This window comes from Pacificibacter marinus (genome assembly GCF_018860665.1).
GTDB classification, from domain to species: domain Bacteria; phylum Pseudomonadota; class Alphaproteobacteria; order Rhodobacterales; family Rhodobacteraceae; genus Celeribacter; species Celeribacter marinus_A.
Genome location: NZ_JAHKPK010000028.1, coordinates 91,581 through 115,192 on the forward strand (window position 1 = coordinate 91,581; position 23,612 = coordinate 115,192).

23 protein-coding genes are annotated in these 23,612 nt (G+C 52.8%); 5 read left to right on the forward strand and 18 right to left on the reverse strand.

All coding sequences use genetic code 11. From position 1 onward, the window contains the following. Positions 1–25: 25 nt before the first annotated feature. The 6 genes from KO497_RS09435 to KO497_RS09460 all read right to left on the reverse strand — a co-directional run bounded on the left by KO497_RS09435 (position 26) and on the right by KO497_RS09460 (position 6,886). A complete protein-coding gene (locus tag KO497_RS09435) occupies positions 26–802 on the reverse strand; it encodes an ABC transporter permease (RefSeq protein ID WP_215943718.1) in 777 nt (258 codons plus the stop codon). After that, the gene (locus tag KO497_RS09440; protein WP_215943719.1) at positions 799–1,695 is read right to left on the reverse strand and encodes an ABC transporter permease; all 897 of its coding nucleotides are present in this window, start codon (positions 1,693–1,695) and stop codon (positions 799–801) included. Before KO497_RS09440 ends, KO497_RS09435 begins: the two co-directional genes overlap by 4 nt. Further along, positions 1,692–2,468 carry an ABC transporter ATP-binding protein gene (locus KO497_RS09445; RefSeq protein ID WP_215943720.1) on the reverse strand — a complete coding sequence of 259 codons (777 nt, stop codon included), beginning with the start codon at positions 2,466–2,468 and terminating at the stop codon, positions 1,692–1,694. Before KO497_RS09445 ends, KO497_RS09440 begins: the two co-directional genes overlap by 4 nt. 85 nt (positions 2,469–2,553) lie before the next feature. Beyond that, a complete protein-coding gene (gene hydA / locus KO497_RS09450; protein ID WP_215943721.1) occupies positions 2,554–4,008 on the reverse strand; it encodes a dihydropyrimidinase in 1,455 nt (484 codons plus the stop codon). A gap of 68 nt (positions 4,009–4,076) precedes the next feature. Continuing rightward, positions 4,077–5,333, reverse strand: coding sequence for a Zn-dependent hydrolase (locus KO497_RS09455; RefSeq protein WP_215943722.1), 1,257 nt, complete (start codon positions 5,331–5,333; stop codon positions 4,077–4,079). Positions 5,334–5,557: 224 nt separating this feature from the next. Then, complete coding sequence (locus KO497_RS09460) at positions 5,558–6,886, reverse strand: aspartate aminotransferase family protein (RefSeq protein WP_215943723.1); 1,329 nt, start codon at positions 6,884–6,886, stop codon at positions 5,558–5,560. A gap of 275 nt (positions 6,887–7,161) precedes the next feature. Here KO497_RS09460 and KO497_RS09465 point away from each other — a divergent pair, with 275 nt between their 5' ends. Together KO497_RS09465 and KO497_RS09470 are read left to right on the forward strand one after the other, a co-directional pair. Next, entirely contained in the window at positions 7,162–7,782 is a 621-nt protein-coding gene (locus tag KO497_RS09465; RefSeq protein WP_215943724.1) for a TetR family transcriptional regulator C-terminal domain-containing protein, read from the forward strand. 110 nt (positions 7,783–7,892) lie between these two features. Next, on the forward strand, positions 7,893–8,528 hold the full coding sequence (locus tag KO497_RS09470) for a hypothetical protein (protein WP_215943725.1): 636 nt from the start codon (positions 7,893–7,895) through the stop codon (positions 8,526–8,528). A gap of 202 nt (positions 8,529–8,730) precedes the next feature. On the opposite strand, the gene preA is transcribed toward KO497_RS09470, so the two are convergent. Then, positions 8,731–10,035 carry an NAD-dependent dihydropyrimidine dehydrogenase subunit PreA gene (preA, locus tag KO497_RS09475; protein ID WP_215943726.1) on the reverse strand — a complete coding sequence of 435 codons (1,305 nt, stop codon included), beginning with the start codon at positions 10,033–10,035 and terminating at the stop codon, positions 8,731–8,733. 3 nt (positions 10,036–10,038) lie between these two features. Beyond that, a complete protein-coding gene (locus KO497_RS09480; RefSeq protein WP_215943727.1) occupies positions 10,039–11,379 on the reverse strand; it encodes an NAD(P)-dependent oxidoreductase in 1,341 nt (446 codons plus the stop codon). Positions 11,380–11,664: 285 nt separating this feature from the next. Here KO497_RS09480 and accB point away from each other — a divergent pair, with 285 nt between their 5' ends. The 3 genes from accB to aat all read left to right on the forward strand — a co-directional run bounded on the left by accB (position 11,665) and on the right by aat (position 14,248). Beyond that, entirely contained in the window at positions 11,665–12,159 is a 495-nt protein-coding gene (accB, locus tag KO497_RS09485; protein ID WP_215943728.1) for an acetyl-CoA carboxylase biotin carboxyl carrier protein, read from the forward strand. Between the two features lie 12 nt (positions 12,160–12,171). After that, positions 12,172–13,518: an acetyl-CoA carboxylase biotin carboxylase subunit gene (accC, locus tag KO497_RS09490; protein ID WP_215943729.1), complete on the forward strand. Its 1,347-nt coding sequence runs from the start codon at positions 12,172–12,174 to the stop codon at positions 13,516–13,518. Positions 13,519–13,603: 85 nt separating this feature from the next. Next, complete coding sequence (aat, locus tag KO497_RS09495) at positions 13,604–14,248, forward strand: leucyl/phenylalanyl-tRNA--protein transferase (protein ID WP_215943730.1); 645 nt, start codon at positions 13,604–13,606, stop codon at positions 14,246–14,248. On the opposite strand, the gene KO497_RS09500 is transcribed toward aat, so the two are convergent. From KO497_RS09500 to KO497_RS09545, 10 genes are all read right to left on the reverse strand, one after another. Continuing rightward, positions 14,212–14,751 carry a DUF2155 domain-containing protein gene (locus KO497_RS09500; protein ID WP_252729597.1) on the reverse strand — a complete coding sequence of 180 codons (540 nt, stop codon included), beginning with the start codon at positions 14,749–14,751 and terminating at the stop codon, positions 14,212–14,214. The two genes, aat and KO497_RS09500, sit on opposite strands and share 37 nt — an antisense overlap. After that, on the reverse strand, positions 14,748–15,203 hold the full coding sequence (mlaD, locus tag KO497_RS09505; protein WP_215943731.1) for an outer membrane lipid asymmetry maintenance protein MlaD: 456 nt from the start codon (positions 15,201–15,203) through the stop codon (positions 14,748–14,750). The genes KO497_RS09500 and mlaD overlap by 4 nt, the downstream gene beginning before the upstream one ends. After that, complete coding sequence (locus KO497_RS09510) at positions 15,204–15,587, reverse strand: NADH:ubiquinone oxidoreductase subunit NDUFA12 (protein WP_215943732.1); 384 nt, start codon at positions 15,585–15,587, stop codon at positions 15,204–15,206. It lies immediately after the preceding gene. Between the two features lie 194 nt (positions 15,588–15,781). Then, positions 15,782–17,050, reverse strand: coding sequence for an ATP-dependent Clp protease ATP-binding subunit ClpX (gene clpX, locus KO497_RS09515; protein ID WP_215943733.1), 1,269 nt, complete (start codon positions 17,048–17,050; stop codon positions 15,782–15,784). Between the two features lie 157 nt (positions 17,051–17,207). Then, positions 17,208–17,837, reverse strand: a complete 630-nt coding sequence (locus KO497_RS09520; protein ID WP_215943734.1) for an ATP-dependent Clp protease proteolytic subunit — start codon at positions 17,835–17,837, stop codon at positions 17,208–17,210. 376 nt (positions 17,838–18,213) lie between these two features. Then, positions 18,214–18,429: a hypothetical protein gene (locus tag KO497_RS09525; protein WP_215943735.1), complete on the reverse strand. Its 216-nt coding sequence runs from the start codon at positions 18,427–18,429 to the stop codon at positions 18,214–18,216. 9 nt (positions 18,430–18,438) lie between these two features. Then, entirely contained in the window at positions 18,439–19,524 is a 1,086-nt protein-coding gene (locus tag KO497_RS09530; RefSeq protein ID WP_215943736.1) for a DUF1513 domain-containing protein, read from the reverse strand. A gap of 1 nt (position 19,525) precedes the next feature. Beyond that, positions 19,526–20,566: an imelysin family protein gene (locus KO497_RS09535; protein ID WP_215943737.1), complete on the reverse strand. Its 1,041-nt coding sequence runs from the start codon at positions 20,564–20,566 to the stop codon at positions 19,526–19,528. Further along, complete coding sequence (locus KO497_RS09540) at positions 20,563–22,089, reverse strand: di-heme oxidoredictase family protein (RefSeq protein ID WP_215943821.1); 1,527 nt, start codon at positions 22,087–22,089, stop codon at positions 20,563–20,565. The genes KO497_RS09535 and KO497_RS09540 overlap by 4 nt, the downstream gene beginning before the upstream one ends. 176 nt (positions 22,090–22,265) lie before the next feature. After that, positions 22,266–23,522, reverse strand: coding sequence for an imelysin family protein (locus KO497_RS09545; RefSeq protein ID WP_215943738.1), 1,257 nt, complete (start codon positions 23,520–23,522; stop codon positions 22,266–22,268). Positions 23,523–23,612: the final 90 nt, after the last annotated feature.

Here is a 23,612-nt window from a genome sequence, read left to right on the forward strand (position 1 = left end):
TTTTCCCCGTGCAATTTGTCAGCGGTTACCCGCGTTGTGAGGGATGCCAAAAGGTCACCCTCTTTTCAATTAAAGCCACGACCCCATAAAGCGCCGTACCCGTCAAAGCCGATATGGTGATTTCAGCCCAAACCATGTCCGTTGCCAAGCGCCCCATCTCAGTTGTGATGCGAAACCCCATTCCACGGATCGGAGAGCCAAAATATTCAGCAACAATCGCCCCAATCAACGCCAATGTGACGGCAATTTTCAAACCGTTGAACACAAAAGGCAGTGCCGCTGGCAGGCGCAATTTCAAAAGCGTTGCGACATGCCCCGCCGCATAGGTGCGCATCAAATCTCGCTGCATCGTATCGGTATCGGCAAGACCGCCAAGCGTGTTCACCAACATCGGAAAGAACACCATAATCGCCACAACAGCAGCCTTGGAATGCCAATCAAAGCCAAACCACATGACCATGATGGGCGCCAAACCAACGATAGGCAGCGCGGCAAAGAAATTGGCCACGGGCAACAAACCACGCTTGAGAAAGGCAAATCGATCGATCACCAAGGCCACCGCAATACCCGCGAAACTGCCCATCCAAAGCCCGTTCAAAGCACCTTTGACAACCGTTTGCACCCAGTCGCCCCAAAGGATCGGCAAAGATCCGAAAATAGCAGCCCCAATTGCAGAAGGCGGCGGCAACAGTGCTGGTGATATGCCAAAGACCATCACCGCGACTTCCCACAAAAGCAAAACCAAAAGGCCGAATCCTACAGGGTATGCGATACGTTCAAACTTCGTGTCGACACGGGTCATACTGGCTGCCCTCCCATGGCGCGGCGCAGGATTTTTTCAATCGCTCCCACGGTGAAAATCAAGATTGCGGCCAATATAGCGGCGGCAAACAATGCGGCCCACATGATCATAGGCTCACCAAATTGCGACCCAATCAACATGCGTGCCCCAAGGCCAGAAATCGCACTTGTGGACAACTCGCCCACCACAGCCCCGACAAAAGCGGCGGCTATGCTAACTTTCAACGAGGCAAAAAAGTAGGGCATAGACGCAGGAACCCGCAGTTTCCAAAACACCGCGGATCGTTTTGCCCCGTAGGTGCGCAGCAAATCCAACTGCATGTGATCGGGACTTGTCAGCCCTTTGATCATACTGACCATCACGGGGAAAAAGCTTAAATAGGCCGCAATGATCGCCTTGGGGACAAGCAGCGACCCTGCCCCAATAGCATTGCTCAACACGACGATGATCGGCGCCAAAGCCACAATCGGAATGGTCTGCGAAATGATCGCCCAAGGCATCAGGCTGAGGCGCCCAACACGGCTGAGCACGATCAAGGCCGCCATGGCGATGCCGACCACGACGCCTAAGGCAAAGCCCCAAAGCGTTGTTTTTAAAGTGATTGACCCTTGATAGATCATCGACCGTTTTGAGGTGATTTTCTTTTCAACAGTGGTGTCCCAAAGCTCTGCGGCCACTTGATGCGGCACAGGCAACAGAGGCCGATCTTGCTGCATGGTGTCCTTGACCACTTCGGAAAAGCTCGGCTCTGTGCCCGCACGCGCGGCCTGATCATAAGTCCATGTGGAATTCATCTTGATCGCCGCCGCGTACCAAACCACCACCAATACGGCAACGACAGTCAGCACAGGCAAAACCGAATACGTAAAAGTTGAAGGCTTGCCCGGAATCATTCGTCATGCCCCGCGCGCAAACCATCACGCACACGATGGGCAATTTGGATAAACTCTGCGCTGTCACGAATGTTCAAAGGTCGATCTTTGGGCAAAGGACTGTCGATGATATCCGTAATGCGTCCAGGGCGCGGCGACATGACTACGATTTTGGTGCTCAGGTAAACGGCTTCGGGAATGGAATGCGTCACAAAGGCGATGGTCTTTTCCGTGCGCGCCCAGAGCTTTAAAACCTGTTCATTCAGATGATCGCGCACGATCTCATCCAGCGCCCCGAAGGGCTCATCCATCAACAAGATATCCGCATCGAAAGCCAGCGCCCGCGCGATCGATGCGCGCTGCTGCATACCGCCGGACAATTGCCAAGGGTATTTTTTCTCAAAGCCAGCGAGGTCCACAAGCTCTAGCACTTTTCGAACACGCTCAGCCTGTTCAGCTTTAGAAAACCCCATAATTTCGAGCGGAAGTTTCACATTTCCACCAATTGTGCGCCAAGGGTACAATCCCGCGGCCTGAAACACATAGCCATAAGAGCGCGCTTTTCGCGCGTCTTCTGGCGACAATCCATTCACTTTCAAATCACCGCCAGTGGGCGTTTCCAACCCTGCGATACAGCGCAAAAGTGTGGTTTTTCCACAGCCAGACGGACCAATAAAGGACACGAAATCCCCTTTGTTGATCTCAAGGTTCACATCCTTGAGCGCATGGATCGGGCCATCGTTGGTTTGAAAGGTAAGGTCCACACCGGACACATCAATCACTGGCGAAGTCATAACTGGTCTTTCTGGCCTGGCTTTGTGCTAGGTCCATTATTTGTCCCTGTCGCGATGGGGGCCGTTATTCTGGCCCCCGCCGATCTTATACCCCCGTCACCGGAATACCTGTGCGCTCCACTGGGCGCGGGGCTGTGAGGTCTTTCCATTTCGACAAAGCGGTGTTCACGGTGGCATTGGCGTCGCGCGCAACGAATTCGCCGTGCCCCTCGACGGCTTTCAATTCACCATTGTCAACGGCAACATAGCCACGGGTCAAAACATAGCGCGGCAGGCCTGTGACCTCGATGCCCTCAAACACATTGTAGTCAATGGCAGAGGCCTGCGCATCGGCAGTAATCGTTTTGCTGATCTTCGGATCCCAAACGATCAAATCCGCATCAGCCCCAACAAGAACCGCGCCCTTTTTAGGATAACAGTTGAGGATTTTCGCGATATTCGTCGAGGTCACCGCCACAAATTCGTTCATAGTAATGCGTCCAGTATTGACGCCCTTGGTCCACAAGACCGGCAAGCGATCCTCCAGCCCGCCAGTGCCATTGGGGATTTTCGAAAAATCGCCGATACCATTGCGTTTTTGCTCTGTCGTGAAGGCGCAGTGATCTGTCGCCACGCAAGACAATGTGCCTGACGCCAGACCAGCCCAAAGGCTGTCTTGGTGCTGCTTGTTGCGAAACGGTGGTGACATAACGCGACGGGCGGCGTGGTCCCAGTCCTCGTGGAAGTATTCAGACTCGTCCAAGACAAGATGCTGCACCAAAGGTTCGCCCCAGACCCGTTTGCCCTGCATTTTGGCACGGCGAATGGCTTCGTGAGATTCTTCGCAAGAGGTGTGAACCACATACAAAGGCGCCCCCGCCATATCAGCGATCATAATCGCGCGGTTTGTCGCTTCGCCCTCAACCTGTGGCGGGCGCGAATAGGCGTGGCCTTCGGGACCTGTATTGCCTTGCTCTAACAATTGCGCGGTCAACTCGGCAATCACATCGCCGTTTTCCGCATGTACAAGCGGCGTCGCCCCAAGTTCGGCACAGCGTTTGAACGAGCTGTAAAGTTCATCATCATTCACCATCAACGCGCCTTTATAGGCAAGGAAGTGTTTGAACGTGTTAATGCCCTTTTCTTCGGTGATGATTTTCATGTCCTCAAACACTTGCTCACCCCACCAAGTGATCGCCATGTGGAAGGAATAATCACAAGACGCCTGAGCGGATTTATTGTCCCAGACCTTCAAAGCGTCGAGCAGGCTTTCTCCTGGTGCAGGCAGGCAAAAATCGACCACCATCGTGGTACCACCCGCAAGGGCCGCGCGTGTACCAGAGGCGAAATCATCTGCCGAATGCGTGCCCATAAACGGCATTTCAAGATGCGTGTGCGGATCGATCCCGCCGGGCATGATGTAACAGCCTGTGGCGTCAATCACCTCATCGCCCGAAAGATCTGGCCCGATCTCGATGATCTTGCCTCCGTCGATTTTCACATCAGCTTCATAGGTCAGATCGGCGGTAACGATGGTGCCGTTTTTGATCACTTTGGTCATACTTAAGTCTCCCGTTTTGAAATGCGGCGCGTCGTGATATGCGCGCCTGCTTTTTCGATATTCAATGCCTATTCGACGACTTGAGCCGTGGCCAAAACCGCATGCAGCAGTACATCAGCCCCAGCGGCGGCCCATTCAGGACTGATCTCTTCGGCCTCGTTATGGCTTAGTCCATCCACACAAGGACACATAATCATCGATGTCGGGTATAAGTCATTGATCCAACAAGCATCATGCCCCGCGCCAGAGACGATGTCCATGTGGCTATAACCAAGTGTTTCGGCCGCGTTGCGCACGGCTGTCACACAAGCCTCGTCAAAGGCAGGCGGGTTGAATTGGCCGACAATTTCGGTTTCAAGCGTCACGCCAATCTCGTCGCAAAGCTTCGGCGCGCGGTCATAGAATTCTTCCAGCATCGCATCGATCACGTCTTGCAAATGCGAGCGGAAATCGATGGTAAATACGACTTTACCGGGGATGATGTTACGCGAATTCGGGTAAACATCCACATGGCCAATGGCGCCAACTGCATTGGGCTGGTGTTTCATCGCGATCTCGTGGACCAGCTCGGTGATCCGCGCCAAGCCGCGCCCTGCGTTTTTGCGCATCGGCATGGGCGTTGACCCCGTGTGACTTTCTTTGCCTGTCACCGTACATTCGATCCAGCGCAGCCCCTGCCCGTGGGTGACCACGCCAATGTCTTTCTTTTCGGCTTCCAAAATAGGGCCTTGTTCGATGTGCAGCTCAAACATGGCGTGCATTTTTCGCGCCCCCACCTGTTCGGAGCCAACCCAGCCGATGCGTTTCAATTCATCGCCAAAACTCTTGCCCTCAGCATCAACACGATCGTAGGCCCAATCTTGCGTGTGCTTGCCCGCAAACACGCCAGAGGCCAGCATCGCAGGGGCAAAGCGTGTGCCTTCTTCGTTGGTCCAGTTGGCAATCACGATGGGATGTTTGGTTTTCAGGCCAAGATCATTCATCGTGCGCACGGCCTCAAGCGCGCCAAGCACACCAAGAACCCCGTCGTATTTGCCCCCCGTGGGCTGCGTATCAAGATGCGACCCCATGTAAACAGGCAAGGCATCGGGATCAGTGCCAGCGCGTGTTGCGAACATATTGCCCATCGTATCGACGCCCATGGTCATGCCCGCGGCCTCGCACCATGATTGGAACAAAGCGCGCCCTGCGGCGTCTTCATCGGTCAATGTCTGACGGTTGTTGCCGCCTGCAATGCCGGGGCCGACTTTGGCCATATCCATCAAAGAGTCCCAAAGACGCGCCCCGTCGATCCGCATGTTGCTTTTGTCTACTGAGCTGTTCATCTTTTTTCTCCAATTTCTGGTCTTGAAACGCGCAAATTCACTGCGGCGTTTTTGTTCTCGACAGTTCTGTCGATCATTCTACTTCAATGTGACACAATCAATGGAGGACATCATGTTCAAAGGTCTCACAACATCCATCGCAATCATCACGGGTCTCATGGTCGGCGCACCTGCGCTTTTGATCATGATGTTTGAGTGACCCCGAGCGGGATCACTCAAGGATTTTAGTCTAGCGTTTTGAGCACATCGGCAATGGTCCCGATCAATGTGTCGATGTGTTCTTTTTCAATGATCAAAGGCGGTGACAGGGCGATGATATCACCCGTAGTGCGTACGAGAACGCCTTTATCATAGCATTTCAAAAACGCATTGAACGCCCGCTTGGTGGGTTCGCCTGCGATGGGGGCAAGCTCAATCGCACCGATCAGCCCCATGCCGCGAATATCGATCACATGCGGCAGGCCTTTCAAGCTGTGCAAAGCATCTTGCCAATAGCCCTCAAGCCCTGCGGCACGGGCAAACAGGTCTTCTTCGGCATAGGTTTCCAGTGTCGCAAGACCTGCGGCGGCGGCCATCGGATTGCCCGAATATGTATAGCCGTGGAACAATTCGATCATATGTTCAGGGCCTTGCATAAAGGCGTCATGAATGTCGCCCGTGGCCAAGACCGCCCCCATTGGAATCACACCATTGGTCAGCCCTTTGGCTGTGGTGATCATATCCGGCATAACCCCGTAATGTTCAGCGGCAAAGCTTGATCCAAGACGTCCGAAACCCGTGATAACCTCATCAAAAATAAGTAAAATACCATGTTTCGTACAAATTTCGCGCAGGCGTTGCAAATAGCCTTTGGGCGGCAATAGAACACCCGTCGACCCCGCCATCGGTTCGACAATCACAGCGGCAATTGTTTCGGCCCCATGCAGCGTCACGATGCGTTCCAGCTCGTCTGCCAAATGCGCGCCATGTTCCGGCTGACCTTTGGTAAAGGCGTTCTGATCCGGCAAATGGGTGTGCGGCAGGTGGTCGACGCCAGCCAAAAGCGTGCCAAACATCTTGCGATTGGTCACGATACCGCCGACAGAAATCCCGCCGAAGTTCACCCCGTGATAGCCACGTTCGCGGCCAATCAAACGGGTGCGTTCGCCCTGCCCTTTTGCACGATGATAGGCCAAGGCAAGCTTCAAAGCTGTTTCAACAGATTCAGAGCCAGAGTTGGTGAAAAACGCATGTTCAAACGGCGCAGGCGCCATATCGACCAATTTGCTTGCCAGTTCAAACGCTTTCGGATGACCCATCTGAAATGCGGGCGCGTAATCCAATTCGGAGACCTGTTTTTGCACCGCTTCGACAATTTTCGGACGATTGTGCCCCGCGTTGCAACACCACAACCCTGCAGTGCCATCCAAAACCTGACGTCCGTCATCTGTCGTATAATGCATACGATCTGCGGACACGAACATTCTGGGCTGTTTTTTAAACTGCCTGTTCGACGTGAACGGCATCCAGAAAGCCGACAAATCATTTGGGCGTGTGTAGCCGTCCATAGCCATAGTGTACCTCGTTGTCATTCAATAGAAGCGCGCGCCTGCCTTGCATGGCAATAGCCGTTTTGCACCTGCGATCGCCAGCACGCCTCACTTTGACCAAATGGTCAAGACCACGTTAACAGCGCGCCAACACGGGTCAAGGACAGTCACCCGCCTAAAAACCACGCTGCCAGAAAATTTTCCATTTTTCAGGTAAAATCACCTTGGGAATGGCGTTTTTTTCAGCAACGCTGTAGCCTTTATAAACGGCGAGACGCGTAAAAAGGAATCGGCACCCTATGCCAAGCAAGATACCGCGAACGAGAATCCAAAAAAAGAACCACGAAACTATACTCGAAGCCGCCTTGGATGTGTTTTCACGACATGGTTTTCGCGGCGCGACACTGGATCAAATCGCCCTTGAATCAGGCCTATCTAAGCCAAACCTACTGTATTATTTCCCTTCAAAAGTCTCGATACATCGCGCCTTGCTTGAGCGACTTATGACCAATTGGCTCGACCCTTTGTACAAACTCGATGCCAATGGCGATCCGGTGGAAGAAATCCTTGCCTATGTTTTACGCAAACTCGATATGGCCCGCGAATATCCGCGCGAAAGCCGTTTGTTTGCCAATGAAATCGTCCAAGGCGCCCCCAATATTGCTGATCAAATTGAAGGCGAATTGAAAGCCCTCGTGGATGATAAAGCACAGGTCATCAAGGGCTGGTCACAAGCGGGACGTATCGCAAATGTTGACCCGTATCATCTGATCTTTTCAATTTGGGCCACCACGCAGCACTATGCCGATTTCGATGCGCAGGTCCGCAAAATCATCGAAACTGATGGCTCATCTCATTTTGACGATGCAGGGGTCTTTTTGAACCGAATGTTCCGTCAAATGCTCGCACCCGACGCCTAGATCTTACCAAAGATTAACCATCCGTTTAAAAACCTGTGGATGTTAACCCTTTGGCAAGTTTAACCCTTTATACATTTGTAGGTGGGGGCTCCAAAGGTAAGGAGTTCAGCATGTCCGATATACTTGGCGTGTCAGCCTTCGGTGGCGGCGGGGTTTCACTTAGGTCTCCTCCTCAAAATCTAGGGCAAACAGTGCCGAAAGTCGCCGCGATTGCGGATGACATTTCGGCCACATTTAACAAAGGGCGCAATCTCCCTGGCCAGAATGGCGACAGCTTCGAGACAACTCAATCGGCCCGTGAAGATGCAGGTGCCTATGCGCCTTCTGATCCGCGTGATGCGCTCGCTCCAAAACAGCCTTTGGATGTCGATACATTGACAGGCCCGACGCCGGCTTTCCAAGCCAGTTTACTTGAGGTCGAAAGCGATCTGCGCAATGTCATTGCGCGTGTCGAAGCCAAACGTGCCCAAATATCTGACGCCGCAGCAATTGCACCGGCCCCTCTGATGGACACGACCAATGGCGTTTCTGAATCACAAGGCAGCATTCGGATTTCGTCAACGGCCCGACGTGATTTGCGCGATGAGGTGCCAATGACAGATGCCTCGGCGACAACAGATCTTGTGCCCAAAGCCCCGCAAGTCGATGTTCAAACTGAGGTTTTGGATCGCGAAGCGGCCTATTCTGGGCGCGCGGCAACACCACAGACACCCTATAGCAAATCAAGCACTATGGATTTGTCTTAAACTGGGCCGGTTTCCCATTTGGGACATTCAATGGGATTTCTGTGCATTTCAAATGCAAAAACAAGGCTAGAACGGCCTGCATAGATCAACAAAATCATTTTACGACAGTAACTTAAATGCAAAACCCCCGCACTCGAAAGTACGGGGGATCATTATGAACCGCATCAGAATTGGTGCGGCGATCACACCTGTGCTATAGGTATTACTCAGCTGCGACGAACGACGGGTTGTTAGGATGTTTGGTCCAATCGCTGGACTCTGACGACACGGTTTGGCCTGTGCGCGCGTCCAGATCACCGGGTTCCAGCGTTTTCATGGTGATGCAGCCTTCAATCGGGCAGACATTCACGCATAAATTACAGGCAACACATTCGTCATCCATCACTTCGAACACACGATCAGCCGTCATTGAAATCGCTTGGTGCGATGTGTCTTCACAAGCCGCATAACACCGACCACATGAGATACATTCATCTTGATCAATCACAGCTTTGGTCACGTGATTGAGGTTCAAATACTGCCAATCCGTCACATTCGGCACCGCTTTTCCAGAGAGTTCCGCGACTGATGTCATGCCCTTGCTGTCCAAATATTCAGACAAGCCAGAGATCATTTCCTCAACAACTTTAAACCCATAGGTCATCACAGCCGTACAAACCTGAACATTGCCCGCACCAAGCGCCAAAAACTCGGCCGCGTCACGCCAAGTGGTCACGCCACCAATACCAGAGATCGGCAAATCACGGGTTTCAGGATTGCGCGCGATTTCCGCAACCATATTCATCGCAATCGGTTTCACAGCAGGACCGCAATAGCCGCCATGGGTGCCTTTGCCGTCGATCATCGGCTCAGGGCTAAAGCTATCAAGGTTCACGCCGACAATTGAATTGATCGTATTGATCAAAGACACAGCGTCCGCGCCACCGCGTTTGGCCGCTTCGGCTGGCAGTAAAATATTGCTGATGTTCGGCGTCAGCTTGACGATAATCGGCAGGCCTGTGGCCTCTTTACACCAACGCGTCACCATCTCGATATATTCGGGCACTTGTCCCACAGCCGACCCCATGCCGCGTTCTGCCATACCGTGCGGACAGCCGAAATTCAGCTCAAAGCCGTCACAACCGGTCTCTGCAATGCGCGGCAGGATGTCTTTCCAGCTTTTCTCGTCGCACGGCACCATAACAGAGGCAACCAAGGCGCGATCGGGGTAATCTTTTTTCACGCGGGTCATTTCCGCAAGGTTCACCTCTAGCGGGCGATCCGTGATCAACTCGATGTTGTTCAGGCCCAAAAGGCGGCGATCCGCACCAAAAATCGCGCCGTACCGCGGCCCGTTGACGTTGACCACGGGCGGGCCTTCTTCGCCGAGTGTTTTCCAAACAACACCGCCCCAGCCAGCCTCGAAGGCGCGGCGCACGTTATATTCTTTATCCGTGGGCGGCGCGGAGGCCAACCAAAATGGATTGGGGGACTTAATGCCGCAAAATTCGCTTGTTAGATCTGCCATGATTTAGCCCTCGCCCATCAAAACTGCATGAATATCCATCGCCGCATCGCGCCCTTCGGCGACGGCAGTCACTGTCAAATCGTCACCACCAGAGGCGCAATCGCCACCAGCCCAGACATTTTCTACCGTGGTTTTGCCAAAGACATCGACAGCGATTTTGCCACCTTCAATCGTCAGCCCCTCAGGCGCACCAAGCAGGGTTTGCCCAATGGCCACAAGCACTTGATCGGCTGCGACATGAATCATTTCACCTGTGCCTTTAAGCGATCCATCCACCTCTGCCGTGTATTCGAACACAACCTCAGAACACGTCCCCTCGCCCAAAACAGCAGAAGGCTGCGCATTATACAAGATCGTGACGCCTTTAGAGGTCGCCAAATCTTGCTCAAATACAGACGCTCCCATGCGGTCTTTGCCGCGTCGGTAGGCCATCGTCACGTTTTGCGCGCCCAATAGTTTGGCTTGCACAGCGGCATCAACGGCGGTCATGCCGCCACCAATCACCACAACATTACGTCCGATTGGCAATGTCGACAGATCATCGCATTGGCGCAGTTTCGCGATAAAATCGACCGCGTCATCTACGCCATCAAGGTCGACACCCTCAGCACGCAGACTGTTCACACCGCCAAGGCCAATGGATAAAAACACGGCATCAAAGTCGGCTTTCAACCCGTCCAGCGTGATCTCTTGTCCAAGCTTTTGACCCGATTGCACCTGAATGCCCCCAATGGACAACAGCCAATCGACTTCCTTTTGAGCGAAATCTTCAGTGGATTTATAACTCGCAATGCCAAATTCATTCAGGCCGCCAAGCTTTTCGCGGGCATCAAACAAGGTCACTTCATGGCCCAGCATCGCCAAACGATGTGCCGCAGATAACCCCGCAGGCCCAGCACCGACAACTGCAACCGTTTTACCAGTCGCCTCACCACGCGTATAAGGATGTGCAGATTCCGTCATCAGAGTGTCAGTGGCGTAGCGCTGCAAACGGCCAATTTCGACAGGCTTGCCTTCGGCAATTTCGCGCACGCACACTTCTTCGCACAAGGTTTCAGTGGGGCAAACCCGTGCGCACATACCGCCCAAGATGTTCTGATCGAAAATCGTTTTGGCCGCCGCTTTCGGCGTGCCGGTGACGATTTGGCGAATGAACATGGGGATATCAATAGAGGTCGGGCAAGCCGTCATACAGGGCGCGTCATAACAAAAATAACATCTGTCGGCGGCGACTTGTGCCTCGTGATCGGCCAAGGGTTCGTGAAGGTCAGTGAAATTTTCGACTAAGGCATCCGGTTCCAGCCTGCCTGCCACAATACCACTGTGTCGTTCCCTACTTTGCATCTTTGGCTCCATCGCTATATGACTATGCGATCCAAGGTGCCATATCCGCTTTTTTTATCAAGTGGTAAATTTTAGAACTCCCCGATGATGGCCGTCGACATTGATCATAAATACACAAAAATAGCGATATTAATTAAATATAAATACTAAAATTGACTTTATTGCGCCATATACCTTTGCTTTTATTGGGTTTTCAGCCAAGACGCCGTACCGTATAAGCAAACAAAGAAAATATTTTCGCTTGCCTTTTTTATAGGCATAAGCGGCAGAAACTGGGTTGGACCAATGACAAAGACAAACGATTCCGATGTAAAGTTCATTCAAGCACTGGCAGAATTGCTCACAGCGAATGATCTCACAGAACTTGAAGTGATGCGCGAATATGGCGACAGCGACAGTTTGAATGTCCGCGTAAGCCGCCAGCTTCCAGTGCAGCAAGTTGTCCAATCTGTCGCCGCAGCCCCTGCTCCGATCGCAGCTGCCGCACCTGCTGCTGCCGCTGCCGCAACGGCAGCACCTGCCGCGGCAGCGGACCCATCTAACGATCCAAATGCCGTGCCCTCCCCAATGGTTGGCACCGCTTACCTGTCAGCCGAGCCGGGTTCTGCAACTTTCGTCAAAATCGGCGATCAGGTCACTGAGGGTCAAACCTTGATGATCATCGAAGCTATGAAAACCATGAACCATATCCCTGCGCCAAAATCTGGCACAGTGAAACGTGTGCTTGTGGATGACGGAACGCCAGTTGAATTTGGTGCTCCTTTGATGATCATCGAATAGGTGGGCGCCCACATGTTCGATAAAATCCTCATTGCCAACCGTGGCGAAATCGCGCTTCGCGTGATCCGTGCTTGTCGTGAAATGGGAATCAAATCCGTTGCCGTTCATTCGACAGCTGACGCTGATGCCATGCATGTGCGCATGGCTGACGAAGCTGTGTGCATTGGCCCCAATTCATCCACGGACTCATACCTGAGCTTCCCTGCCATCATCGCGGCCTGCGAAATCACAGGCGCGCAAGCGATCCACCCTGGCTACGGTTTTCTGTCTGAAAACGCGGCCTTTGTGCAAATCGTCGAAGACCACGGCTTGACCTTTATTGGCCCCTCTGCGGAACACATCCGCCAGATGGGCGACAAGATCACTGCCAAAGAAACCGCGCAGGTCTTGGGCATTCCCATTGTGCCGGGCTCTGACGGCGGGGTGCCTGATGTGGCGGCGGCGAAAAAAGCAGCCGCAGAGATGGGTTACCCTGTCATCATCAAAGCCACAGCTGGCGGCGGTGGTCGCGGCATGAAAGTGGCCTTGAACGAGGACGAGCTGGAAACATCTTTCCGCACAGCCCGTTCAGAATCCAAAGCCGCTTTTGGTAATGACGAAGTTTACATGGAGAAATATCTCCAAAAGCCACGTCACATCGAGGTGCAAGTCTTTGGTGATGGCCAAGGTGGTGGCGTCCACTTGGGCGAACGCGATTGTTCCTTGCAACGTCGTCACCAAAAGGTCTTTGAAGAGGCCCCCGGCCCTAGCATTACCCCAGAAGAACGCGCTCACATCGGCGGCATCTGTGCCAATGCGATTGCCAAAATGGGTTACAAAGGCGCTGGCACTGTCGAGTTTTTGTATGAGGACGGCGAGTTCTTCTTTATCGAGATGAACACACGTTTGCAGGTGGAACACCCTGTAACCGAAGCCATCTTTGGCCAAGACCTTGTGCGCGAACAGATTCTCGTGGCCTCTGGTGAAAAACTGTCTTTCACCCAAGACGATTTGGTGCTCAATGGCCATGCCATCGAAGTGCGAATCAACGCGGAAAAACTGCCGAACTTCTCGCCTTGCCCAGGTAAGATCACACAGTACCATGCCCCAGGTGGGCTTGGCGTGCGTATGGACAGCGCATTGTATGACGGCTATTCGATCCCGCCCTATTACGACAGCTTGATCGGTAAACTCATCGTGCATGGACGCAATCGCCCCGAAGCACTGGCCCGCCTGCATCGCGCTTTAGGCGAGTTGATCGTTGATGGTGTCGACACAACAGTCCCACTGTTTGACATGCTACTGCAAGAAGAAGACATTCAGACTGGCAATTACAACATCCATTGGCTGGAAAAATGGCTCGATAAAAACCTAAGCTAAGGGTTTGATCCGACAGTGATAAGGTCGCCTTCGGGCGGCCTTTTCTTTTGCAATTCCTCTTCCCGTAATTCAACATAGATACCAAATGGACCACGTAACCCTGACACCGCAAATGATGCTGAACGCCTATACCAATGGCGTGTTTCCGATGTCTGACAGTCGTGATGACCCTGATCTGTATTGGGTTGATCCGACAGATCGCGGCATCTTTCCACTAGACGGGTTTCACATTTCAAAATCCTTGGCGAAAACCATTCGGCTTGAGCGCTTCTCGATCCGTTTCAACACCGATTTTGATGCCATTGTTGAAGGCTGCGCAGATCGCCCTGAGACATGGATCAACGACACTATTTTTGATCTGTACAGACAATTGCACGCCATGAAGTTTTGCCACTCTCTGGAAGTGTATGAAGAGGATGCGCTTGTGGGGGGCGTTTATGGCCTGACCATTGGCACGGCCTTCTTTGGCGAAAGCATGTTCTCACGCCGCACGGACGCGTCGAAAGTGGCACTGGCCTATATGGTCGCCCGATTGCGTGCCACAGGGTTCACACTGTTCGACACACAATTCATCACACCGCATTTGGCATCACTCGGGGCAATTGAAATACCGCGTGCAAAGTATCATGGATTGTTAGGTCAGGCGCTTGAGCATCGCGCAGATATCGAAGCCTTACCTGCCCCGCTCACGCCTCAGGACGTGCTGCAGGTCAGTGGCCAAATATCGTAACGCGCGTGATCCATCGCGTTCAATGCAGGGCTAGACGACACCATCCAGCCAGAAAAGACTGGTTCATCAACACCTTGCGCATGGACCATCAAATAGGCATAGGCGTCCCCTGACGGGTTATCCTCTGGGTAACGACAGTCCGCAAGATAAATTGAAATACGACCAAAGACAGCAGGCTGCCCGACCGCAATGGTCAGGTCTTGGACCTCACCTGTCAGCTTATCAAGGGCACGCAGGTTCACACCTGTGCCCGCGGTCACTTTCACCTGCGTTTCGGTGGTGATGTCTCGCAGCTCTTGTTGAAAACCAGACCCAGGGAACGATTGCAGGTCTTCCAACGATAAACCATCACCACCAAAGCCAATGCCGCTGTCATCCAAAGGCTGTACTAAAATTTGATCAACACCAGTTTGAAAGTCGTCGCCAAGACCATTGTCTTGCGCCCAGATCGGAGCGCCCAGCGACACCGCCAAAACCAAAGAGGTTAAGCCCGCGCGCATCATTCGCTACCGCCGCTGGCGGTGACAAATTTCAACAACAGATTGATCAAACTGACCGAGCCTTGAGTGTCAGCGATCACTTGACCATCTTCAAAATTAAAAGCTGATCCGCCGGGCACGAGCTCGATAAAATTGCCACCAAGCAATCCTTCAGAGGCGATCATCGCCGCAGTGTCATCGGGAAGAATAAGATCACCATCCAAAGACAAAGCAGCTTCAGCGCGAAAATTATCATAGTTCAAAGTCAGATCAGAGATTGATCCCACTTTGACACCGGCCAGCCGCACATCTGTTCCCACGGATACGCCCTCTGCAGAGCGAAAAGACGCTGTCAGCGTGTAGCGGTCATCTGCGCCAGTGGAAAATCCGGTGACTTGGCCTGCATAGACAAGAACCCCAAGCGCAAGCGCAAGAACCCCAGCCCCGACGGCAATCTCTGTCGTGTTTTCAGACATTTATTCTGGCTGCCATGCCTCATAATCGCGGCGATCCGCAGGACGCGCGCGACGAATGGATCCAGCAGGCGCATAGGCCGCAGCTGTCCCAGTCTGGTTTTCAAGATGGGGTTTTTCCCAGGTTTTATGCACAAGCGGCGTTGTGCCGGGGGCTTCATCAAAAGTTTGATGCAGCCAACCGTGCCAATCAGGGCTGATACGAGAAGCTTCAACTTCACCATTAAAGATCACCCAGCGTTTGCTGTCATCTTTATTGCGGTAATAGATATTGCCCTGCACATCGTCACCAACTTTGATGCCGTTGCGCCATGTGAAGAGTTGCGTGCCGAGCGTCTGATCTTTCCACCAGACGAGCCCGCGGAGAACTGAGTTCACGATGCCCATGGGTAAGCCTTTCGAATTGCGTTGTTCATTCTATGAACCATTGTTGCGACAAGGTCCAGAGGATTGGAGCGTTTGCACGGCTGAGAAGCGAAATCACGCATAGCCTTTTGGTCCATCATGCCGGTGCTGAAAAAAGAGGCCCCAGCACATCTGTACTGGAGCCTTTGTCTTCGACATCACGCCGCCAGCCAGACTTAGCCTGCGCTAGCTTCTTTAACGTCTTCTTTTGAATAGATCATCAAAGGCTGTGCTTCGGTGTTTACCGCTTCCTCGTTCACCACAACTTCGCTGACATTGTCCATTCCAGGCAAATCAAACATCGTGTCGAGCAAGATGTCTTCCAAGATCGACCGCAGACCACGTGCACCTGTTTTGCGTTCAATCGCACGCTTGGCAATCGCGGACAGCGAATCTTCTGTGAAGGTCAGCTTGGTTTTCTCAAGCTCGAACAAGCGCTGATACTGTTTGACCAAAGCATTTTTAGGCTGCGTCAAAATAGTGATCAAAGCGGATTCATCTAGATCTTCCAGCGTTGCAAGAACCGGCAAACGACCCACGAATTCTGGGATCAAACCAAATTTCAGCAAATCTTCGGGCTCAAGCTCACTTAGCAATTCACCTGCGCCGAGGTTTTCAGATTCTTTCACATCAGCACCAAAGCCAATGGATGTGCCCTTGCCGCGCTGCGCGATGATGCGATCGAGCCCTGCAAAGGCGCCGCCACAGATGAACAAAATGTTGGTCGTGTCCACTTGCAAAAATTCTTGCTGTGGATGCTTGCGGCCACCCTGAGGCGGAACAGAGGCAACAGTGCCTTCCATGATTTTCAACAAAGCTTGCTGAACGCCCTCGCCCGACACATCGCGCGTGATTGACGGGTTATCCGATTTACGGGTAATTTTGTCGACTTCATCAATGTAAACGATACCGCGCTGCGCGCGCTCAACATTATACTCAGAGGCTTGAAGCAGTTTGAGGATGATGTTTTCAACGTCTTCACCGACATAGCCCGCTTCTGTCAGAGTTGTCGCATCAGCCATCGTGAAAGGCACATCAAGAATACGCGCAAGGGTTTGAGCAAGCAGTGTTTTACCACAGCCAGTTGGCCCCATCAGCAAGATGTTGGACTTGGACAATTCGATATCGCCCGCACCACTGCTGGCGTGATTAAGACGTTTGTAGTGGTTGTGGACCGCAACAGACAGCACGCGCTTGGCAGTCGTCTGACCGATCACATAATCATCTAGGAACCCAGAAATTTCTTTGGGGGACGGCACACCTTCGGAAGCTTTCAAACCGGATGATTTGGTTTCTTCACGAATGATATCCATACACAGTTCAACGCATTCATCACAGATGAACACGGTCGGTCCCGCGATGAGCTTGCGCACTTCATGTTGGCTTTTGCCACAAAAAGAACAATAGAGCGTATTTTTGCTGTCACCACTGGACGAGTTCGACATTACAATCCCCTAAGGCTGATCGCCTTTTAATTCCGTAAAATTGGCCCAAACAAAGGCCAATCAGTTTGCCCGTTACATGAAAGTGTAAGGCAGCGTATTTGTGGGCACAATGCCAAAATCCTGCCCAAGCGTTACACTTGGGCAGAACGACAAAGTGCTAGACTTTCTCAGCGAGCGGTTCGCGTGTTTCGACGATATCATCGATCAAACCGAAGTCTTTGGCATCTTGGGGCGACATAAAGTTATCGCGTTCAAGCGCATCCACAACAGATTTCATTTTTTGACCGGTGTGCTTGACGTAGATTTCGTTCAAACGATCTTTGAGTTTTTGAGTTTCTTGCGCATGGATCATGATATCCGTGGCTTGACCTTGGTAACCACCAGAAGGCTGGTGCACCATAACGCGTGAATTTGGCAACGAGAAGCGCATACCTTTTTCGCCAGCCGTCAACAGCAAAGACCCCATGGACGCCGCTTGGCCCATAACCAAAGTCGACACTTTGGGGCGGATGTACTGCATGGTGTCATAGATCGACAGGCCAGAGGTCACGACACCGCCAGGGCTGTTGATATACATAGAAATTTCTTTGGACGGGTTTTCCGCCTCAAGGAACAACAGCTGAGCACAGATCAGTGATGACATACCGTCATGCACGGGACCGTTTAGAAAAATGATGCGCTCTTTGAGCAGGCGCGAGAAAATGTCGTAGGCACGTTCACCACGGCTGGTCTGTTCGACCACCATCGGAACGAGCGTATTCATGTATGTATCAATTGGGTCTCTCATCGGTCCCTGCCTCTTATCTGTCTTTTTTGATGGTTAGCGCGGAAGTGTTACTCGAATCTTATTAAGACCATCGAGAAGCTGCAAGTGCGCCTGAAGTCTTGTATCTGTGCCATGATCTTTCGTTTTTCAAGTCAGTGCAAACCGATAACGAAGCTTTTGGATCAAAATGATATTATACCTTTAAATACAAAAAGTTACGAACAAGGTCCACCACCCTATCTTGCGACACATCCAAGGCCAGAGCGGTAATGACGCAAGGCCTGTTGCCGCATTGCATCAAATTTCAACAAAATTTAATTAAAATGCCGACTCGCCCCCTTCAGCTCTGGAAACAGCCACTCAAATGACACTTGAGCGATCGAAATCCGGCGTTCGATTATGATTCCGGTGGTGGCGTGTAATCCTCAGGGTTGAAGCTGATGAAAAACTGATACAGCAAATAGACACCAGCGCCCAAGAAGATCGCGCCAAACATGTTGTTGCCATAGGCCAATTCTACCCCTGCCCAGACAAGGCAGACCAAGCAGGCCAGAGCCCTGCGCCACAAAGGGCGAAAAAACGGCGTCTTCACGTTCCAGATTTGCTTTTTCATAACATCACTTCACCCCAATATAGGCAAAGACACAAGGTGATTGTCCCAAGCCAAACCAGATGTCTTGTTCAGCACGCGACTGTCCGCCTCAATCGATAGCAACGCCCCCTGCCCGTCAGAGGCCAAATATCCGTCACCTTTCGCGGCCAGCCCGCTGACATCTGCACGCGACACAGAGGACATAAATTGACCATCCGTTGCAAACCTATGAATGCGCCCACCTCTCGATGAGGTAATCGCCAACTCTGTCCCCGCACCATTGAACGCGATGGAACTGGCGTAGGCTTTCATCGACAGTTGATCAGCCAAAGGCGCCTCGAACAAGACCGGATCAGCGCCCCGTTTATGCAGTCCGAGCAACGGCACGATGTCAAAGGGATCGCCCTGCCATTGCATCGCAAACCCGACTTGATCATCGGCCACCGAAAGATGGCGGATCGAAGCGTGATGCAGATCCTCAGCCAAGATATGCTGTTCTTGCAGCGAAAACTCTGGCGTCAAATAGGCCAAGGACGGCTGCATCGTCTCAAGGTTTAATTTATCGCGCCCCTCGCCATGATCTGGATGGGTCAAAATGCCACCATTTGCGACCACCAGAGTCCCGTCGGACAATGCGCGAATGTCATGCGGGCCGATGCCGTGGCTGTCAACTTCGCCGATCCGCACATAACCTTTGCTGCGCTGCCAAAGCCCCAAACAGCCTTTCGATTCAGCATAGTTGTTTTCTGTGGTGACCAAGATATCGCCGCCCTGAACGAATACCCCGTGCCCCATGAAATGCCGCCCGGAGGGCGCTTGCAATTTATGCGTGACCTGACCATTGGCACAGTCGATCACGAGCGCGTAGGTGCCAGGTCTGCGGGCAAACCCCACGGCCTCGGGTCGCGTTGGATGAGCTGCGGCGGCATGTCCGCGCGCAGGAAGCCCCACACGGAACACAATTTGCGCCTCGGCGCTCAGGCCATATAGCGCGAAATCTCCGTTTTGATCACGCGCAGCCCCTAAATACGCAGGGTTTCCAGCATCCGCCCAAGTCAACCGAGGCGTCAGACTGGCGGCTGCCATCCCAAGTAAAAATCCACGGCGAGAGGTCATATCAATCTCCGTCTGAGGCGTTGAACCCTGCGGAAATGCCCAAAGGTGCGCCGATATCATTGGCGATAGACTCTGTTGCCGCCTCGATGCGCTGCGCGATGATTTCGATCTTGAGGCGCCCCATGGGATCATCCACCGAAGCGAATGTCGGATCGTCCAAATCCTGCAATTTGGCCAAGACCTCGTCCAAAATTTCAAGGGTATGTGTCGGGACCTCTGGCGCCATAGCGACGACGAATTCACGCGCGGCTTGCACGGATAACATCACGTTGCGCGCGGAGCGTCCTGACCGATAGGCCTCTGCACGTTTGGGGCGCGGTTTTTCGAAACTGCCAAGGGGGCGACCGATACGTTGCTCTGCGGAATTTTCCAATCCCGTCAGCAGCATGGTGTAAAGCGCCTGCGCCGCTTCCGTCTCGGATAAATAGCGTTGATTGTCCACCGCACCTGCAGTGGTTAAGGTTGCGGCGAACCCGTCTTCGCGGGTCCATTCTCCAGCGATATGATCTGCGGTTTGTGCCAAGTCGTGGGTGATGGCTTGTACCAATTCACAAGAATAGCTGCCTTGATCATATGCATTAAATGAATCATCGAAGAGCATGTATTCTAAGGCAAAAAGACCACGCGCAGCGATTGACACATGGGCAAATTCATCTGCGTTTGACACAGCTGCATCTTGATCCGCGATCAGAGCAGAGAGCGTTTTGGGGATCATGCCTTTTTTGTCAGGCCAAAACGCGATTGTCAGCCCTCGTGCATCGGCTTCGACAGGTCCGATGTTCAGGTGTTGCAACCCCATCCAAGCATCGAACCCCGCGTTATAGGCCGGCACAAGTGCGCCTGCTGTACAATCGGATTTCGCAGAATCCTCAAGAGCATTTATGTGCGTCGAAAAGTTCAAAACCGCAGGAACGGCATGCTGCGTCACAACGCGCACCACAGCGTCCGCTTGCGGGCCAGCATATGCGCCACTGCCTGCAAATAAGACAACCGATGCTGCAAGCGATTTGAGCGTTATTCGAACAAAAGATGTCATCATCATAGGCTTTCTAAAAAGCGGATCAGCGCCGCGCGGTCTTCACTTGGCATGTCCACAACGGTATCGCGAGCGCTTTCAGCCTCGCCACCATGCCACAGCACAGCTTCTAACAATGAACGCGCGCGCCCGTCATGTAAAAATTGCGTGTGCCCAGACACCTGTTCAGTCAAACCAATGCCCCAAAGCGGTGGCGTGCGCCATTCTGACCCCGTTGCGCGCAGCTCTGGTCGGCCATCCGCCAAGCCCTCGCCCATGTCGTGCAAAAGAAAATCGGAATAGGGCCAAATCAGCTGAAAACTTTGCGCTTTGCTGCTGTCGTCCTCTAGGCGATGGGTCACATATTTCGGTGTATGGCACGACGCACAACCGATATTATAGAACACCTCTTTGCCCTGCAAAACCTGCGGATCATTCACATCGCGGCGCGCTGGCACGGCCAAGTTGCGCGAATAAAAGGAAACCAGATCAAGACCTTCAGCGTCGATTTCATCTCCGCGTTCATCATTATCACCATGCACGGCCGCCAGACATTCGGTTTGCGCTTGCGTACAATCGCCAAAAGGACGCGGCGCGAGTGGCGATGAAATACCGATATCGCCAGCAAAAGCGTCAGCCGATTGTTCCTTGACCGTACCGTGGCCCGATTTCCAACCAAAACGGCCCAAGATAGGCGTGTTAAATTCGCTAGACCAGACAACTTGTGCGCGCCCTGAAATACCGTCGCCATCAGCGTCATCAGCATCTTCATGTGCTAAAATATCGGCCGCAGGAATGGCTTCCACCAGCCCCAGTCCGATCATGGGCGGCGCAACGCGGGGTGAGATTTGAACATCAGCAGCAAAATCACCATAACCAGCGTTGGTCATACGATAGCTTGGCACCCGCAGGCTTGCTGTTTCACCATCTGACAGCGCGATAGGTTGCTCAACATAGCTGACCTCCATTTGCGCCTCAGCGGCGTGGCCTTGGATCGCTAAATCTTGCAACTGGCCCCCATAGGTGGGCTCTGGCGCGGTGCGCGGCGTGGCGGCATCGCCATCAAGAGCCGCCAGATAAGTCTCGATCTCAGTCAAAGGCACATCATCTGGCTTTGGCACAGAGAGGCGCAAGAACATCGACACGCGGCTGTCGTCTGCGCCCTCAGGCGTGTGCCCGCGCCCGTCTTTCAAATGGCAGCGCTGACAGGAACGCGCATTGTACACCGGCCCCAATCCGTCAGAGGCCAAAGTGGAGGATGGTGACGACACCCAAAGCTTTTTGAACAGCCCATTGCCCAGCTTAAAGTCCAATTCATGTTCAAAACTCAAGGACTCTGAGGACTGCGAAAAGGCATCATGATCGGTGCGTGCGCGGGTCGTTGCCTTGCCTGCGGAATTTTCCTCAAACTTTTCTGCTTTGGAAAAATCCGATGTCGGCGCGGTGGCGGATTTAATACGCTGCGCTTCAGATTCGGTGCGCGGCACGACAGATAAATACGGCTCGCCGACCTTCGGCACCTCAGAACTGGCCCCGCTCGCAAATGGCATGGCGCAGCCAAGCGAAATTGCGAGTACTGAAACAGTAGAGCTGGGGACGAAGAATGAACTGCTACGTGCCATTATCGCTATCCTTGCAAATATTTACGTGAACGATCACGCATACACCCATAAAAGTGTTGTGCATAGGCGAAGACCCCCGCCTATGCCGTTTTTGTCAGCCGCGTTTATTCGAAAACCGCATCAGGATCGTCAAGGCTGTCAGAGCCTTCGATCCCCACACCGTCCACGTCAAGAACCGCAACCGCGCGTTCGATTGAGCGTGTTTGAGCGACAAGCGCATCAACAGCTGACAAGATCAATTCTTCACCCGCAGCATTGCCGCGCTCAAGCATTTGATCGTATGAAAAACCAGCTTCAGCCGCCGATTTGATCTGACCAAGTTCGGACATTGTTGCATCAATCGCAGAGGTCAATTCTGCTGCTACGGCAGGGTCAGTTGCGGCCAACAAATCTTGCAAACTTTCGCCGCTGACTGTGTTGCCAGATCCAGACACATATTCACCAACAAAGACGTTGCGGATGCCAAGGCCATCGTAGAAATGCGAATTATGTGTGTTGTCTGAGAAACAATCATGCTCTTCTTCTGGGTCGTTCAACATCACGCCCAATTTCATGCGCTCGCCCGCTTGCTCGCCGTAGGACAATGATCCCATTCCGGTCAGGATCGCTGTGATACCCGCTTTAGGATCAGCAGTCACAGCTGCACGTGCTTCGCCCTCTGCGCCCCATTGCGCCGCCATGTATTCAAGATCGGACACAAGCAAATCAGCGGCAGCCGACAAATACGCGCCGCGACGATCACAATTGCCATTGGTGCAGTCATCGCCAGTTGCGTAATCTGTAAACGGACGATTGCCCGCACCGTGGTTTGTGCCGTTCAGGTCTTGGCCCCAAAGCAAAAACTCAATCGCGTGATAGCCAGACGCCACGTTGGATTCGACTTCATCCGCTTCGTGCAGTGTTTCGCCAATCAACTCAGGCGTAATATCAGTCGCATCGATATCAACACCAGACAGTGTGAACATTGGGTTTGCAATCACGTTGAGTGCTGCAAATTCGTTTTCATCTGTCGCGCCGCCGTAAGCTGCATCAACGTAATCGATCAAGCCCTCGTCCAAAGGCCAAGCGTTCACTTTGCCTTCCCAATCATCCACAATCGGATTGCCGAACCGGAAGACTTCGGTTTGTTGATAGGGCACGCGGGCTTCGATCCAAGCAGCTTTTGCAGCGGCCAGAGTAACGTCGGACGGATCAGAAATCAGCGTATCGATGGCAGCGCGTAAAGCTTGGGCTGAGGTCAGGCTGTCACTGTAAGAGGCTTCGGCGATATTGGCGTAGGTGGTCAAAACCTCTGCTGGGCCAGCAAGGGCGGGAGCGACAGGCAAAGCTGCCACGGCGAAAGCGGTCATCATGCGTTTCATGTTTGGTCCTCGGTCTCGGCGTTAGATTTTGGCGCGCGAGTTTTGAAGGTTTACAGCCCATAGGCTTTCAAACATTCACCACCAGCATCG

What these genes read in the sequence shown, in the direction of transcription:
- KO497_RS09435 (WP_215943718.1), bottom strand. Translation starts at nt 802, where the DNA reads ATGACCCGTGTCGACACGAAGTTTGAACGTATCGCATACCCTGTAGGA.
- KO497_RS09440 (WP_215943719.1), bottom strand. Translation starts at nt 1,695, where the DNA reads ATGATTCCGGGCAAGCCTTCAACTTTTACGTATTCGGTTTTGCCTGTG.
- KO497_RS09445 (WP_215943720.1), bottom strand. Translation starts at nt 2,468, where the DNA reads ATGACTTCGCCAGTGATTGATGTGTCCGGTGTGGACCTTACCTTTCAA.
- hydA (WP_215943721.1), bottom strand. Translation starts at nt 4,008, where the DNA reads ATGACCAAAGTGATCAAAAACGGCACCATCGTTACCGCCGATCTGACC.
- KO497_RS09455 (WP_215943722.1), bottom strand. Translation starts at nt 5,333, where the DNA reads ATGAACAGCTCAGTAGACAAAAGCAACATGCGGATCGACGGGGCGCGT.
- KO497_RS09460 (WP_215943723.1), bottom strand. Translation starts at nt 6,886, where the DNA reads ATGGCTATGGACGGCTACACACGCCCAAATGATTTGTCGGCTTTCTGG.
- KO497_RS09465 (WP_215943724.1), top strand. Translation starts at nt 7,162, where the DNA reads ATGCCAAGCAAGATACCGCGAACGAGAATCCAAAAAAAGAACCACGAA.
- KO497_RS09470 (WP_215943725.1), top strand. Translation starts at nt 7,893, where the DNA reads ATGTCCGATATACTTGGCGTGTCAGCCTTCGGTGGCGGCGGGGTTTCA.
- preA (WP_215943726.1), bottom strand. Translation starts at nt 10,035, where the DNA reads ATGGCAGATCTAACAAGCGAATTTTGCGGCATTAAGTCCCCCAATCCA.
- KO497_RS09480 (WP_215943727.1), bottom strand. Translation starts at nt 11,379, where the DNA reads ATGCAAAGTAGGGAACGACACAGTGGTATTGTGGCAGGCAGGCTGGAA.
- accB (WP_215943728.1), top strand. Translation starts at nt 11,665, where the DNA reads ATGACAAAGACAAACGATTCCGATGTAAAGTTCATTCAAGCACTGGCA.
- accC (WP_215943729.1), top strand. Translation starts at nt 12,172, where the DNA reads ATGTTCGATAAAATCCTCATTGCCAACCGTGGCGAAATCGCGCTTCGC.
- aat (WP_215943730.1), top strand. Translation starts at nt 13,604, where the DNA reads ATGGACCACGTAACCCTGACACCGCAAATGATGCTGAACGCCTATACC.
- KO497_RS09500 (WP_252729597.1), bottom strand. Translation starts at nt 14,751, where the DNA reads ATGATGCGCGCGGGCTTAACCTCTTTGGTTTTGGCGGTGTCGCTGGGC.
- mlaD (WP_215943731.1), bottom strand. Translation starts at nt 15,203, where the DNA reads ATGTCTGAAAACACGACAGAGATTGCCGTCGGGGCTGGGGTTCTTGCG.
- KO497_RS09510 (WP_215943732.1), bottom strand. Translation starts at nt 15,587, where the DNA reads ATGGGCATCGTGAACTCAGTTCTCCGCGGGCTCGTCTGGTGGAAAGAT.
- clpX (WP_215943733.1), bottom strand. Translation starts at nt 17,050, where the DNA reads ATGTCGAACTCGTCCAGTGGTGACAGCAAAAATACGCTCTATTGTTCT.
- KO497_RS09520 (WP_215943734.1), bottom strand. Translation starts at nt 17,837, where the DNA reads ATGAGAGACCCAATTGATACATACATGAATACGCTCGTTCCGATGGTG.
- KO497_RS09525 (WP_215943735.1), bottom strand. Translation starts at nt 18,429, where the DNA reads ATGAAAAAGCAAATCTGGAACGTGAAGACGCCGTTTTTTCGCCCTTTG.
- KO497_RS09530 (WP_215943736.1), bottom strand. Translation starts at nt 19,524, where the DNA reads ATGACCTCTCGCCGTGGATTTTTACTTGGGATGGCAGCCGCCAGTCTG.
- KO497_RS09535 (WP_215943737.1), bottom strand. Translation starts at nt 20,566, where the DNA reads ATGATGATGACATCTTTTGTTCGAATAACGCTCAAATCGCTTGCAGCA.
- KO497_RS09540 (WP_215943821.1), bottom strand. Translation starts at nt 22,089, where the DNA reads ATGCCATTTGCGAGCGGGGCCAGTTCTGAGGTGCCGAAGGTCGGCGAG.
- KO497_RS09545 (WP_215943738.1), bottom strand. Translation starts at nt 23,522, where the DNA reads ATGAAACGCATGATGACCGCTTTCGCCGTGGCAGCTTTGCCTGTCGCT.